The 14,044-nt window shown below is 68.4% G+C and carries 12 protein-coding genes and 2 rRNA genes (1 of these 14 only partly in view); 4 read left to right on the top strand and 10 right to left on the bottom strand.

Annotated elements, in window-relative coordinates:
* Positions 1-37: 37 nt before the first annotated feature.
* Genes VSH64_RS43685 through VSH64_RS43675 form a run of 3 tightly spaced genes read right to left on the bottom strand, consistent with a single transcriptional unit; the run spans position 38 to position 3,619 of the window.
* Positions 38-2,209 carry a xanthine dehydrogenase family protein molybdopterin-binding subunit gene (locus VSH64_RS43685; RefSeq protein ID WP_326568587.1) on the bottom strand — a complete coding sequence of 724 codons (2,172 nt, stop codon included), beginning with the start codon at positions 2,207-2,209 and terminating at the stop codon, positions 38-40.
* Positions 2,206-3,168, bottom strand: coding sequence for an FAD binding domain-containing protein (locus VSH64_RS43680; protein ID WP_326568586.1), 963 nt, complete (start codon positions 3,166-3,168; stop codon positions 2,206-2,208). Before VSH64_RS43680 ends, VSH64_RS43685 begins: the two co-directional genes overlap by 4 nt.
* Positions 3,155-3,619: a (2Fe-2S)-binding protein gene (locus VSH64_RS43675; protein ID WP_326568585.1), complete on the bottom strand. Its 465-nt coding sequence runs from the start codon at positions 3,617-3,619 to the stop codon at positions 3,155-3,157. Before VSH64_RS43675 ends, VSH64_RS43680 begins: the two co-directional genes overlap by 14 nt.
* A gap of 205 nt (positions 3,620-3,824) precedes the next feature.
* Here VSH64_RS43675 and VSH64_RS43670 point away from each other — a divergent pair, with 205 nt between their 5' ends.
* Entirely contained in the window at positions 3,825-4,391 is a 567-nt protein-coding gene (locus VSH64_RS43670) for a TetR/AcrR family transcriptional regulator (RefSeq protein WP_326568584.1), read from the top strand.
* A gap of 44 nt (positions 4,392-4,435) precedes the next feature.
* Here the strand turns inward: VSH64_RS43670 and VSH64_RS43665 are convergent, their stop codons facing one another.
* The 5 genes from VSH64_RS43665 to VSH64_RS43645 form a co-directional block, all read right to left on the bottom strand.
* On the bottom strand, positions 4,436-4,864 hold the full coding sequence (locus tag VSH64_RS43665) for an acyl-CoA thioesterase (protein WP_326568583.1): 429 nt from the start codon (positions 4,862-4,864) through the stop codon (positions 4,436-4,438).
* Positions 4,865-4,891: 27 nt separating this feature from the next.
* Entirely contained in the window at positions 4,892-7,867 is a 2,976-nt protein-coding gene (locus VSH64_RS43660; protein ID WP_326568582.1) for a bifunctional [glutamine synthetase] adenylyltransferase/[glutamine synthetase]-adenylyl-L-tyrosine phosphorylase, read from the bottom strand.
* Positions 7,868-7,922: 55 nt separating this feature from the next.
* Entirely contained in the window at positions 7,923-9,053 is a 1,131-nt protein-coding gene (locus VSH64_RS43655; RefSeq protein WP_326568581.1) for an inorganic phosphate transporter, read from the bottom strand.
* 94 nt (positions 9,054-9,147) lie between these two features.
* Complete coding sequence (locus VSH64_RS43650; protein WP_326568580.1) at positions 9,148-9,897, bottom strand: type 1 glutamine amidotransferase; 750 nt, start codon at positions 9,895-9,897, stop codon at positions 9,148-9,150.
* A complete protein-coding gene (locus VSH64_RS43645) occupies positions 9,894-10,322 on the bottom strand; it encodes a rhodanese-like domain-containing protein (RefSeq protein ID WP_326568579.1) in 429 nt (142 codons plus the stop codon). Before VSH64_RS43645 ends, VSH64_RS43650 begins: the two co-directional genes overlap by 4 nt.
* 111 nt (positions 10,323-10,433) lie before the next feature.
* Between VSH64_RS43645 and VSH64_RS43640 the strand changes: the two genes are divergently transcribed.
* From VSH64_RS43640 to VSH64_RS43630, 3 genes are all read left to right on the top strand, one after another.
* Positions 10,434-10,925 (top strand): Lrp/AsnC family transcriptional regulator, encoded by a 492-nt coding sequence (locus VSH64_RS43640; protein WP_326568578.1) that lies wholly within the window; start codon positions 10,434-10,436, stop codon positions 10,923-10,925.
* 158 nt (positions 10,926-11,083) lie between these two features.
* Positions 11,084-11,440: a hypothetical protein gene (locus tag VSH64_RS43635; RefSeq protein WP_326568577.1), complete on the top strand. Its 357-nt coding sequence runs from the start codon at positions 11,084-11,086 to the stop codon at positions 11,438-11,440.
* Between the two features lie 91 nt (positions 11,441-11,531).
* On the top strand, positions 11,532-11,660 hold the full coding sequence (locus VSH64_RS43630; protein WP_326568576.1) for a hypothetical protein: 129 nt from the start codon (positions 11,532-11,534) through the stop codon (positions 11,658-11,660).
* A 515-nt stretch (positions 11,661-12,175) separates the two neighbouring features.
* Here the strand turns inward: VSH64_RS43630 and rrf are convergent.
* A 5S ribosomal RNA gene (gene rrf / locus VSH64_RS43625) occupies positions 12,176-12,292 on the bottom strand.
* 86 nt (positions 12,293-12,378) lie between these two features.
* Positions 12,379-14,044, bottom strand: a 23S ribosomal RNA gene (locus VSH64_RS43620) (it continues 1,428 nt past the right edge of the window).

Raw genomic sequence — 14,044 nt, 5'->3', positions numbered from 1 at the left:
GGCCGAGGAAACCCCGGCCGCCGCTAATGAAAACGCCTCACTCCACCAGGAGGTCCTCCACCATGATCGGGATGTGTCGCACCCGCACGCCCGTCGCGTTGTAGACCGCGTTCGCGATGGCCGCGGCGACGCCGACGGTGGCGATTTCGCCGATGCCGCGGGCGCCGACGGCGTTGTGGAAGGTGTCGGGGTACTGGACGAAGTGGACGTCGATGTCCGGGATGTCGGCGTTGACCGGCACGAGGTAGCTCGCGAAGTCGCCCGTGGCGAAGCGGCCGTGGGAGTCGAGTTCGAGGGCCTCGTGCAGGGCGGCGGAGACGCCCCAGATCATGCCGCCCTTGATCTGGCTGCGGGCGAGCTTGTCGTTGATGATGCGGCCGCCGTCGAAGACGCCGAGCATGCGCGAGACGCGGGTTTCGCCGGTGAGGCGGTGCACGCGCACTTCGCAGAACTGGGCGCCGAAGGAGCTGAACGAGTGCTTCGTGAGCTCCTCACCCGGGGCCGAGGAGCCCTTGGCGGACAACGAATCCCGGCCGACTGCCTGCAGCAGCTCACCGAAGGGCATGGTGGCGGTGTCGCCGTGGACGAGGCCGTCGGCGTAGGTCACCACTTCGCCGGCGAAGGGTGCGTCGGGGGCGGAGGCCAGGGCGACGAGCGCGTCGAGGACCTCACTCGCGGCCAGCATGATCGCGGTGCCGACGCTCGCGGTGGCCGTGGAGCCGCCGGACATGCCGCCGGGTGGGAGGCGCGAGTCGCCGAGGCGCGGCGTGATGCGCGTGGGCGGGAGGTCGAGGGATTCGGCGCCCACGGACGACATCACGTTCAGCAGGCCCGTGCCCGGGTCGGCGCCGCTGGTGGCGACCTCGGCGCTGCCGTCGGCGTTCAGCGTGATCCCGACGGTGGCCGGGAAGCGCAGGGCCGGGAACATCGCCGTGGCCATGCCCATGCCCACGAGCCAGTCGCCGTCGGCGCGGCCGCCCGGCTGCCGCTGCGACCAGTGGAATTCACGCGCGCCGATGGTGAAGCACTCGTCGAGGTGCTTGCTCGACCACTGCAGGTCCTTGCCCGGCGGCGCGAGCGAGCTGTTGCGCACGCGCAGCTCGATCGGGTCCATGCCCAGCGCCACGGCCAGCTCGTCCATCGCGCTCTCCAGCGCGAACGAGCCAGGCGCCTCACCCGGCGCCCGCATGAACGTGGTGGACGGGATGTTGAGCGGCACCATCTTCTGGCTGATGGACAGGTTCTTCGTCGCGTACCACTCGCGTGAGGTGCCGTGCGAGGTCGGCTCCACGAACGAGCGGTCCATCGCCGTGCTCGACCACGAGTCGTGGCGCAGGCCGAGGATCGTACCGTCGGCGTCGGCGCCGATCGTCACCTTCTGCAGCGTGGTGGCGCGCCCGGCGGTCGCGGTGAACACCTGCTCACGGGTGAGCGCCGCCTTCACCGGACGGCCCAGCCGCCGTGCCGCGACGGCCGCGAGGAACGCCGGCGTGGACGTGCGGCCCTTGCCGCCGAACGCACCGCCCACGTAGGGATTGATCACGTGCACGGCCGAGACGTCCAGGTCGAGCGCGCCGGCGAGCTCCATGGCCACCAGGTTGCTGCCCTGGTTGCCCGTGTACACCGTGAGCTCATCGTCGGCCCACACCGCGACGGCCGAGTGCGGCTCCATCGCCGCGTGGTTCTGTGTGGCCGTGCGATAGGTGTTGTCCACCACGAACGGCGCCGCGGCGAAAACGTCCCTAATGGACTCCACGCCGTCCTCGAGCACCTCGATCTGCGGCGGGTTGCCGCGCGATTCCGGTGCGTCCTCGGCCGAAGCGAGGCCCTCGTCGAACGACAGCAACGCCGGCTTCTCCGCGTACGTCACGCGCACGAGCGAAGCCGCGTCACGCGCCTGCTCGAACGTTTCCGCGACGACGAAGCCGATCGGCTGCCCGTAGTAGCCGACGTCGGCGTTGCGCAGCGGCACCCACGTCTCCCCCATCAGCGGCGAGACGGCGGCGCGCAGGCCCAACTGGTCGAACGGCGTGTAGATCGCGACCACGCCGGGCGCCGCCTCCGCCGCGCTCAGGTCTACGGACTCCATCCGCCCGTGGGCCACGGTGCTCACCACGACGTAGCCGTACGCCATGCCGGGGAAGTTGTGGTCCAACGCGTACTTCGCGCGCCCGGTGACCTTCAGCGGCGCATCGAGCCGGTCGTTCATCGACGGCTCCCTTCGGTCAGCTCCAGCAGCGCGCGCACGACCGTGCGCTTCACCAGGGACACCTTGAACGAGTTGAACTCCAACGTCCGCGCGCCTTCGGCCGCCAGCGCAGCCGCCTGCTCGAACGACTCCTCCGTGGCCGGCTTGCCGCGCAGCGCTTCCTCGACGGCCGTGAGCCGCCACGGCACCGTCGCCACGCCACCGACGGCCACACGAGCGTCGGCGATCACGCCGTCACGCACGTCGAGCGCCACCGCGGCCGAAGCCAGCGCGAACTCGTACGACTGGCGATCGCGGATCTTCACGTACGTGGAGTTCTCGGCCCAGTCGAGCCGCGGCACGCGCACCTCGGTGATCAGCTCGCCGGTGCGCAGGTCGTTTTCGACGTCCGGGGTCTCGCCCGGCGTGCGGTAGAACTCGGTGAGCTTCACCGTGCGCTTGCCGGTCTTGCTCGTGAGCTCGACCTCGGCGTCGAGCGCGACGAGCGCCACGGCCACGTCGCTGGCGTGGGTTGCCACGCAGGATTCGCTGGTGCCGAGGATCGCGTGCATGCGGTTCACGCCCGTGAGCGCGGAGCAGCCGCTGCCGGGGTCGCGGCGGTTGCACGGCGTGTTCACGTCGCGGAAGTACGAGCACCTGGTGCGCTGCAACAGGTTTCCGCCGATGCTGGCCATGTTGCGCAGCTGCTGTGAAGCGCTGAGCAGCAGCGCGCGCGAGATCGCCGGGTACACGCCGGCGTGCGCGGCGACATCGCCCATCCGTTCCAGCGCCCCGAACCGCAGGCCGTCGGCGGTGTCGATGCCGCGCAACGGCAGGTCGTTGATGTCCAGCACGCGCTGCGGCGTCAGAACATCGAGCTTCATCAGGTCGACGAGGGTGGTGCCGCCGGCCAGGAACGTGCCCGGCTCGGCGAGCGCGGCGTCGATCGTGGTGGGTGCGGTGAGCTCAAACGGTCGCATCGGCCCGCCTCGTCCGCTCGGCGGCCTGCTCCACGGCGGCGACGATGTTCGGGTACGCGGAACAGCGGCACAGGTTGCCGGACATGAACTCGCGGACGTCGCTCACCTCGTCGCGCACCGCGGCCACGGCCGACATCACCTGGCCCGCGGTGCAGAACCCGCACTGCAGCGCGTCCTGGTCCACGAACGCCTGCTGCACGGGGTGCAGGGTGTCTTCGGTGGACAGGCCTTCGACGGTGGTCACCGGCTTGCGCACGGTGGCCGCGAGGGTGAGGCACGAGAGCACGGGTTTGCCGTCGACGTGCACGGTGCAGGCGCCGCACTGACCGCGGTCGCAGCCCTTTTTGGGGCCGGTCACGTCGAGCCGTTCGCGCAACGCGTCGAGCAGCGTCACGCCGGGTTCCACGGCGAGGCGCTCGACCCGTCCGTTGATTTCGAGGGAGATGTCCACAGGGATCTCTTTCCCGCAGGGATGTGGTGGGAGAAGCCGGCCGCTCGGCCGGCGTAAACTAGCGGATAGTGATCCGCTACAGCTCGTGTTTTCGAGGCTAGCGGATTAGTATCCGCTTCGCAACGAAGGTGGCCCTGGGGCCGTCGGCGGCTGCACTAAAGTCTTGACCAGGGCGGCCGCCGCCCCACCAGCCGCGGGAGGAACGATGTCGACGGGATCGGTCAGCCCGCGGCGCGCGGACACCCGCCGCAACCACGAGCGAATCCTCGTCGCCGCGGCGAAGGCGCTCGCGTGCTCGGGCGAGGTGTCGTTCAACGCCATCGCGAAGCAGGCCGAAGTCGGTGTCGGCACCGTCTACCGCCACTTCCCCACCACGGCCGACCTGATCCTCGCCGTGTACGAGCGCGAAGTGGCCCAGCTGGTCGACATCGTCCCCAAATTGCTCGAAGAGTGCCCGCCCGAACAGGCGTTCCGCGTCTGGGCCACCGAACACCTCGCGCGCTACCTCTTCACCAAACGCGGTCTCGCCGCCGCCTTGCGCGCGACCTCGGCCGACGCCACGCTGCCGTTCCACGCGTACACCCGCCTGCTCGACGCCCTCGACACGCTGCTGAAAGCCAACGTCGCCGCCGGCACCGTCCGGCCGGACATCACGGTGGAAACGGTGATGCGCGCGATGGGCGGCCTGCTGTTGCTGCGGCCCGACGAGGACTGGAAGGCCGCCACGGAGACCCTGGTGGATTTCGTGTGGCGGGGCATGCGAGCGGATTGAGCGAGGTCCGACCGCGCCGAGAGGCTGACCGGCCCACGCCGGCGCTATTCCCCCGTCGACAGCACCTTCAGGTCCAAGCCCGCACGTTCGAACCGGCCACGCGGATCGTCGACGAGGCGGCGGGCCTCCAGGTCCATCAGCCCGACCGTGCAGGTGATCTCGGCCGACAGCGTGCCGTCGAGTTTGAGGATGCGGGAGGTCATCCAGAAGACCTTGCCGTCGGCGAAGCGGGCGTCGCAGGTGACGTCGACGACGTCGCCGGCGCGGAGTTCGCGGCGGTAGACGATGTGGGACTCCAGGAGCACCGGCGCGACGTTTTCCGCGCGCAGCCCGGCATCGCCGGCGGCAGCGAAGAGTTCGATGCGGGAAACCTCGCCGTAGGAGTGGTACACGGCGTGGTTGAGGTGGCCCAGCGAGTCGAGCTCGTAGTGGCGCACCTTGATGCGGGTGCGGAACGGTTCGCGGTCGGTCACCCGGCCCACTCTAGATCGCGGCGGGACCTAGTTCTCGTAGAACAGCTCTTCGACCACGGCGTGCGCGCGGCGTGTGACGCGGCGGTAGGAGTCGAGGAACTCGCCCGGGTCGTCGTCCACGGTGTAGCCGAACACGCGCGCCACGGCGGCCAGGTCGCGGCCCGAGCTCGGCACCTCGTCCACGGCCTTGCCGCGCACGAGCATCCCGGCGTTGCGCACCCGCGTGGCCAGCAGCCACGCCTCGCGCAGCGAATCCACGGATTCCGCGGGCGCCAGGCCCGTTTCCGCGAGCGCGGTCAACGCGTCGAGCGTGGACGCGGTGCGCAGGCTCGGCTGTTCGTGGGCGTGTTGCAGCTGCAGCAGCTGCACGGTCCACTCGACGTCGGCCAGGCCACCGCGGCCGAGCTTGGTGTGCCGCGTCGGGTCGGCGCCGCGGGGCAGGCGTTCGGTTTCCACGCGGGCCTTGATGCGGCGGATTTCGCGGGCCTTCGTGGCGTCCAGGCCGCCTTCGGGGTAGCGCACGGGGTCGATCATCGTGATGAACCGCTCGCCGAGGTCCTCGTCGCCGGCGATGAACCGGGCGCGCAGCAGCGCCTGCGCCTCCCAGACTTCGCCCCAGCGCTGGTAGTACGCGCGGTAGGAGTCCAAGGTCCGGACCAGTGGTCCGCTGCGGCCCTCGGGGCGCAGGTCCGCGTCGACGAGCAGCGCCGGGTCGGAAGTGGGCGCGCCCAGCATCTTCCGCACGGTCTCGGCCACCGACGAAGCGAACTTCACCGCGTCGGAGTCCGACACACCTTCCGCCGGCTCGCAGACGAACAGCACGTCGGCGTCGGAGCCGTAACCGAGTTCCGCGCCGCCGAGCCGGCCCATGCCGATCACCGCGACGGTCGCCGGCGTGCGGCCCAGCTCCGCCTGCCGCTGCCGGTACGCGGCGGCCAGCGCACCCTGCAGCACGGCGACCCACACGCTCGACAGCGCCTCGCACACGGCCGGAACGTCAAGCAGGCCCAGCAGATCCGCGCACGCGACGCGCAGCAATTCGTGGCGCCGCAACGAACGTGCCGCCGCGACCGCCGCGTTCAGGCCGGGCTGACGGCGCACCGTGGCCCGCAGCGACGTGGCCACCTCGGCCGGCCGTCGGCCCGTGAGCCGAGCCGGTTCTCCCAGCAGCTGCAGCACTTCCGGCGCGCGCACGAGCAGGTCGGGCACGAGCTTCGATGTGCCCAGCAGGAACGCGAGGCGCTCCACCACCGTGCCCTCGTCGCGCAGCACCCGCAGGTACCACGGCGTGTCCTCCAGCGCCTCGGAAACCTTGCGGTACGACAGCAGGCCGCCGTCGGGATCCGGCGTGTCGGCGAGGAAATCGAGCAGCACAGGCAGCAGCGCCTGCTGGATCGCCGCGCGCCGCGAGACACCCGAAGTGAGCGCCTTGATGTGCTGCAGCGCGCCTTCCGGCGCGGCGTAGCCGAGCGCGGCGAGCCGGCTCGCGGCCTGTTTCGTGGTGAGCCGCAACGCTTCCGTCGGCACGTTGGCCACCGACTGCAGCAGCGGCCGATAGAAGACCTTCTCGTGCAGCCGCCGGATGCCCTGCGCGTGGCGGCGGAACTCCGCCAGCAACTCCTGACCCTGAGTGCGCCCGCGCGCCGACCGGATCCCGCACGCGCGCGCGACGATGCGCAGCTCGTCGACGTCGCTCGACTCGGGGAACAGGTGCGTGCGCCGGAGCCGGCGCAGCTGCAGCCGGTGCTCCACGGTGCGCAGGAACTCGTACGACGAGCCCATTTCCGACGCGTCCGCCCGGCCGACGTAACCGCCTTCCCCGAGCGCCGCCAGAGCCTCCATTGTGGACGGTGAGCGCAGCTCGGGATCGACGCGGCCGTGCACGAGCTGCAGCAGCTGCACCGCGAACTCGACGTCGCGCAGCCCGCCGCGGCCCAGCTTCAGCTCGCGCTCGGCGTGCTCGGCGGACACGTGGTCCTCCACGCGCCGGCGCATCTGCTGCACCTCGGTCACGAAGTTCTCGCGATCTGCGGCGGCCCACACCATCGGCGCCACCATCTCCGCGTACTCACGACCCAGCTCGGTGTCGCCCGCGACCGGACGCGCCTTGAGCAGCGCCTGGTACTCCCAGGTTTTCGCCCACTTCTGGTAGTACGCCGTGTGCCCCTCGAGCGTGCGCACGAGCGCGCCGCTCTTGCCTTCGGGCCGCAGCGCCGCGTCGACCTCGAAGCACGCTTTGCCGACCACGCGCATCATCGTGCTGGCCAGCCGCGTCGCCACGCTCAGGTCGCCGGCACCGACGAAGATCACGTCGACGTCGCTCACGTAGTTGAGCTCGTGGCCGCCGGTCTTGCCCATCGCGATCACGGCGAGCGCACCCTCGGCGCTCGCACCGACCTCCGCTTCGGCCACCACCAGACCCGCCTTCAGCGAGGCCTCCGCCAGCAGCGTGAGCTGGTTCGTCACCTCCTTGAACGACGGGTGGTCGAGCCCGTCCTCCACGAGGTGACCGAGGTCGACGGCCGCGATGCCGAGCAGCAGCCGCCGGTACGCCGTGCGCAGCGCCTGTTCGGCGGGCAGCCCGGTGAGGTACTCGCCGTCGTCCTGGCACAGGTCGTCGAGCAGCCGGCTGGTGAACTGCTCGGGCACCGTGCAGCGGTGGTCGGCGAGACAGCGCCACTCGCCGGGGTTGGCGGCGAGGAAATCGCCGAGCGCGGTCGACGTGCCGAGCGCACCGAGCAGGCGGCCGCGGAACGTCCGGTTGTCCCGCAGCGCGCGGTCGAGCTCCGGCCAGAGGTCTTCGTCGGCTTCGCGGATGCGGTCGAGACCCTGCAACGCGAGGTCGGGGTCGGCGGCGCGCGAAAGGGCCGCGAGCACGTCGGCGGTGCCCTCGACCGGCCCGGCGGCGTCCCACCAGCCGGCCGCCCGCAACTGGGCGTCGGCCTTGTCGTCGGTGAAGCCGTACCGGGCCGCCGATGCGGCCGTCCGCGCGCGCTCTGCCATCTCCCTCACCGTAGCCGGATCCGTGGCGGCTGAGCAGGCAGGCACGCGTTCTCTTTCAGGCGGCGAGCCGGTCGGGTTCCGTGTCGGCGGCCGAGGGCTCCGGGACCTGGAAGCTGTGCGCAGTGACCGGGCGACGGCGGGAGAGGATGTAGATGCCGACCCCGATGGCGATGCCCACCACGCCGACGCCGATCGTGCCCGCCGTGCCGAGCGACGCGAGCTTCCCCGCGGCCGCACCGACAAGAGCGGCCGCCGGCAGCGTGAACAGCCAGGCCACGACCATGCGCCCGGCCATCCGCCAGCGCACCGGCGCCTCCCGGCGGCCGACGCCCGAGCCGACGATCCCGCCCGAGCACACGTGCGTGGTCGAGAGCGGGAAGCCGAAGTGCGACGACAACAGGATCACGGCGGCGCTGCTGGTCTGGGCGGTGAAGCCCTGCGGGCCCTCGATGTCGGTGAGGCCCTTGCCGAGCGTCTGCGTGATGCGCCAGCCGCCGAGGTAGGTGCCGAGCGCCAACGCCGAGGCGGCGCTGATGATCACCCACACCGGCGGCGCCGAGCCCGCGGGCAGGCTGCCGGCGCTGACCAGCGTCAGGGTGATCACGCCCATGGTCTTCTGCGCGTCGTTCGTGCCGTGCGCCAGCGAGACGAGCGACGCGGACAAGATCTGGCCGACGCGGAAGCCGCGCCCGCCGCGCCGCCGGACGAAGAGCTTGTACACCGCGTACGTGAACCCGGCCGCCACCAAGCCGGCGATCACCGGCGACGCGGCGGCCGGCACCAGGACCTTGTCCACGATCTTGGAGAAGTGCACGGAATCGGCGCCCGCGGAAACCCAGGTGGCGCCGATCAGGCCGCCGAACAGGGCGTGGGACGAGCTCGAAGGCAGGCCGACGTACCAGGTGACGAGGTTCCAGACGATCGCGCCGATCAGCCCGCCGAACACGATCGACGGGCCGATCTTGGTGTCGTCGACGAGGCCGCTGGAGATCGTTTTCGCGACCTCCACCGACAGGAACGCACCGGCCAGGTTCAGCACTGCCGAGATGGCTACCGCGACTCGCGGTTTGAGCGCGCCCGTGGCGATGGAGGTAGCCATCGCGTTGGCCGTGTCGTGGAAGCCGTTGGTGAAGTCGAAGACGAGGGCCGTGCCGATCACGACGACGACCACTAGCGAGGGATCCACCCCGGTCCTCCATACCTACGGGAGCATCTCTCGCAAGGTACCTGACCGATCGAGTGAATCGTCAACGCTGCGTTAGTGATCCGTGCATCATCCGTTAAGCGAGCGGCAAGGTCCGTTGACTCTCCGCCGCCGCGTCGAGCTCACCGGCGGCCAATCGGACGAACCGGTGCGCGAACGGCCGCCAGGTCTCCGCGATGTCCGCGTGCACGGAAATCAACTTCTCCGGCTCCAGCGCGCCCGGACGGGTGAGTTCCGCCATCTCGGGCTCGTCCTCGGCCCAGCGCCGCACGACCTCCGGCGTGGTCTCGATGTGGAACTGCACGCCGTAGACGCAGCGGCGCAGGCGGTAGGCCTGGTTCTGGTACCGCGGCGCGGACGCGAGCAGCTCGGCGCCCGGGGGCAGGCGCTTGATCACGTCGTTGTGGAATTGGATCACGTCCTGCATCAGCGGCAGGTCCGCGAACAGCGGGTCGGTCCAGGCGGCGTCCTTCTTCGACACGAGCGCCGGGCCGACCTCCGGCCCGTCCTCGCCGACCACGACCTGTCCCCCGGTGGCCGCCGCCAGCAGCTGCGCGCCCAGGCAGATGCCGAGCGTCGGCAGCTGCTTGCCAGTGGCCTGGCTCAGCAGCTTGCGCACGTCGGCGAGCCACGGGTGCTTCTCGTCGTCGAGCGCGCCCATGCCGCCGCCGAGGCAGATGAGGCCGGCGTAGCCCTCGAGGCTCTCGGGCAGCTCGTGCTCGGGCGGCTGCCGCACGTCGAGCTCGGCGCCGGCCTCGGTCAGCCAGTCACCGAGCGGGCCGAGGGGGTCGCCGGCGTCGGGTTGGATGATCAGCAGACGTGTCACGTCTCCAGGGTACGGAGTGGTTGGCGGGGGCCGGTCTCGGTGGGGTAGCCGGCGCTGCGCCAGGTGGTGATGCCGCCGGAGAGGCGCTTCACCGTGAAGCCGAGCGCGGCCAGGCGAAGCGCGCCTTGGGTGGCGGCGTTGCAGTGGATGCTTTCGCAGTAGCAGACGTAGGTCAGGCTCTTGTCGCTCGCGCGCATGCGCTCGGCGGTAATCTCCCAGTAGGGCAGGTGGATGGCGCCGGGGAGCCGCGCTTCGTGGTATTTCTCGAGGCTGCGGGTCTCGGCGAGGACGTAACCCTCGGTGCGTCCTTCGGCGAGGTCCTGCGCCAGGTCTACGGGGTCGACCTCGAAGCCGAGCTCACGTCCGAAGTAGGTGACGGCTTCTTGGGGGGTGGCGGTGGTGAAGTCGAGGATGCGCGGTTTCATCGGTCAATCGTCGCGGTTCCCGCGGGATCGGCCACAGAGGTGAATCCAGGCTCGCGGCTTGGTTAGCCTGGGATTTCCTCGTTCAGGCCGGGAACTGCCGGGAGTTGCCCTGTGAACCACTTCGCCGCGTCGGCTGCCGCCGACCTGGATGCCGTCGACTGGCAACTGCTCGACCTCCTCCAGTCCGACGGCCGCCTCACCTTCTCCGAACTCGGCCGGCGCGTGTCGCTCTCCGCGCCCGCCGTGACGGAACGCGTGCGCCGCCTCGAACAGCGCGGCGTGATCACGGGCTACTCGGCCCAGGTGGACGCCTCGAAGCTGGGCCTCCCTATCGAAGCCCTGGTGCGCGTCCGCGTCCGCAGCCTCGACGGCCCCCGCTTCCGCGCGACCATCCTCCCGCTTCCCACGGTGACGTCGGCCGACCACACCACAGGCGACGACTGCTGGCTGCTGCGCGTGCGTTGCCGGTCGACGGGTGAGTTGGAGGCTTTGGTGGAGCAGGCGCAGCGGTATGGGGAGACGACGACTTCGCTGGTGTTCTCGTCGCCGGTGGTGGGTCGGCCGATTACGCGGCCGGAAACAGGTTTGCCCGCAGGACGGTGATCGGATAGACCTGGCAGTCGGTCACTGTCGGCAGGACAGGGCCACGACACCGAGAGGAGGGATAAGCCCATGATCGCGTTGATCACTGCGCCGATGTCCTCCCGGGGCCGCGTCTGACCCCGGAACGGGCTGGCGCCTCCGTGGAAGGTGCTTCGACCGTGGAACAGAACGACTTGACCATCCGCCCGATCACCGGGCGCGACGAACTCGACCTCTTCTGCCGATTGCCTTACGTCCTCAACGAGGAACTCGACGACGACCTCGCAGCCGGCCGCCGTCGACCTGACTGGATGTGGGTCGCCCTCCGCAGTGACCGACTCCTGGCGAGGCTCGCCTGGTGGGGCCGAGCGGGAAACGCCACTCCCTCCGCTTTGGACATCTTCGACCTCGACGACGACAGCTCCGATCCCGATCGCCTCGACATCGGTGCGCGGCTGCTGCGGACCGCCATTGCTTACGTGGTTCCTGCCGGCACCGTTGCGCCCGAGTACCTCCGCTGCGTCCCGTCCGATTGACTGAACAACTCCCTGCGCCACGCTGGCCGAGTCCCATGCCCAGTGCCTGGCGAATGCCCGGGGGCTGGCGGCGTTCTGCCTGGAGCTGGGGATGCCGTTCAGCTTCGTGTTGGAGAGCGTCTCGATCCGCAAGACGGAGATCGACACCGCGGTGAACGTGGCCGGCGAGCTGAGCACGCTGCTGGGCCGCGGCGAATCCGCAGGGGCGGACCGGGGCTGACTGGCCTTCCGGTCGGGGGTGAGGATGGCCGGCGGGCCGGCCATGTGGGGCCGGGGCCGGGCCGGGACAAACCCCCGCCCTCCCTAGGGGGGCGTGCCCTTGTCCAGTCTATCGGCCACCCCCGACGAAAAATCGGGTTCTGACCAGGTCGGGGCTAGTTGTCCACAACCCGAACGGGTGGTGACGGAGTCTCGAGGCGGCGAGTGGTGTGGTGGGAAATCGTTTGGTGGCACGAGAAGGCCGCCTTCGCATGGACTCGTGTCCTGGCTCGCGTAGGCGAGGCGGAAATTTGCACCTGCCTTGGTTCGAACGCGCCTCCGCGCCAGGGTGTGCTGGGGCCAGGCCGGCCCAGTGAGGTGGAGTCGGCCAGTGCAGACATCGGGATGGGAGCGGAGGAAGACAGCAGAAAGCCCCAGCCCGGGAACCACAAGAGGTTCCGCCGGCTGGGGCCCGATATAGAAGTAGGCCCCGGGAGAACCGTGAGGTTCTCAACCGGGGCCTACATCCTACATTTAGTTCGGCGGCGTCCTACTCTCCCACAACCCTTCGGTTGCAGTACCATCGGCGCTACCAGGCTTAGCTTCCGGGTTCGGAATGGGACCGGGCGTTTCCCTGGCGCTATAACCACCGAAACACTACGAAACAACACACACCGCGTGACCTGCTTCTGTCACCGGTGTGGTGTTTCAGAACCGTAGAGTGGATGCGTAACATCTTTGTAGGCAAGTCCTCGGCCTATTAGTACCAGTCAACTCAACAACACATTACTGTGCTTCCATTTCTGGCCTATCAACCCAATCGTCTATTGGGGGCCTTAACCCACATGGGGTGGGATACCTCATCTTGGAACAGGCTTCCCGCTTAGATGCCTTCAGCGGTTATCCCTTCCGAACGTGGCCAACCAGCCATGCCCCTGGCGGGACAACTGGCACACCAGAGGTTCGTCCGTCCCGGTCCTCTCGTACTAGGGACAGCCTTCCTCAAGTATCCTACGCGCGCGGCGGATAGGGACCGAACTGTCTCACGACGTTCTAAACCCAGCTCGCGTGCCGCTTTAATGGGCGAACAGCCCAACCCTTGGGACCTACTCCGGCCCCAGGATGCGACGAGCCGACATCGAGGTGCCAAACCATGCCGTCGATATGGACTCTTGGGCAAGATCAGCCTGTTATCCCCGGGGTACCTTTTATCCGTTGAGCGACACCCCTTCCACCAGGTGGTGCCGGATCACTAGTCCCGACTTTCGTCCCTGCTCGACATGTCTGTCTCACAGTCAAGCTCCCTTGTGCACTTGCACTCAACACCTGATTGCCAACCAGGCTGAGGGAACCTTTGGGCGCCTCCGTTACTCTTTAGGAGGCAACCGCCCCAGTTAAACTACCCATCAGGCACTGTCCCTGAACCAGATCATGGCCCGAGGTTCAGATTCCCAATTCGACCAGAGTGGTATTTCAACAATGACTCCACGATAACTAGCGTCACCGCTTCACAGTCTCCCACCTATCCTACACAAGCCGAACCGAAAACCAATACCAAACTATAGTAAAGGTCCCGGGGTCTTTCCGTCCTGCCGCGCGTAACGAGCATCTTTACTCGTAGTGCAATTTCGCCGGGCCTGTGGTTGAGACAGCCGGAAAGTCGTTACGCCATTCGTGCAGGTCGGAACTTACCCGACAAGGAATTTCGCTACCTTAGGATGGTTATAGTTACCACCGCCGTTTACTGGCGCTTAAATTCTCAGCTTCACCCCCGAAGGGATTAACCGGTCCTCTTAACGTTCCAGCACCGGGCAGGCGTCAGTCCATATACATCGTCTTGCGACTTCGCATGGACCTGTGTTTTTAGTAAACAGTCGCTTTCCGCTGGTCTCTGCGGCCACCCACCCCTAGCCAGTAAATGGCTTCAAGGTGTTTGGCCCCCCTTCTCCCGAAGTTACGGGGGCATTTTGCCGAGTTCCTTAACCACAGTTCACCCGATCGCCTTGGTATTCTCTACCTGACCACCTGTGTTGGTTTGGGGTACGGGCCGTGCATGCACTCACTAGAGGCTTTTCTCGGCAGCATAGGATCACCCTCTTCGCCTCAAACGGCTACGCATCACGTCTCAGCCTATTGCCATGCGGATTTGCCTACATGACGGCCTACACGCTTACACCAGGACAACCATCGCCTGGCGGAGCTACCTTCCTGCGTCACCCCATCGCTTGACTACTACAGAATCAGATCCCACGCTCCACACACACCATTCACCCGAAGGCTTCAAGCATGGCTTTGGGTGGTTAGTATCAACTGCCTCATCATGGGCGCACATGCTCGGGTACGGGAATATCAACCCGTTGTCCATCGACTACGCCTGTCGGCCTCGCCTTAGGTCCCGACTTACCC

Source organism: Amycolatopsis rhabdoformis (genome assembly GCF_035918295.1).
GTDB lineage: Bacteria > Actinomycetota > Actinomycetes > Mycobacteriales > Pseudonocardiaceae > Amycolatopsis > Amycolatopsis rhabdoformis.
Note: the sequence above shows the minus strand (reverse complement) of the source record. Positions and strands in the feature narration are given on the sequence as shown.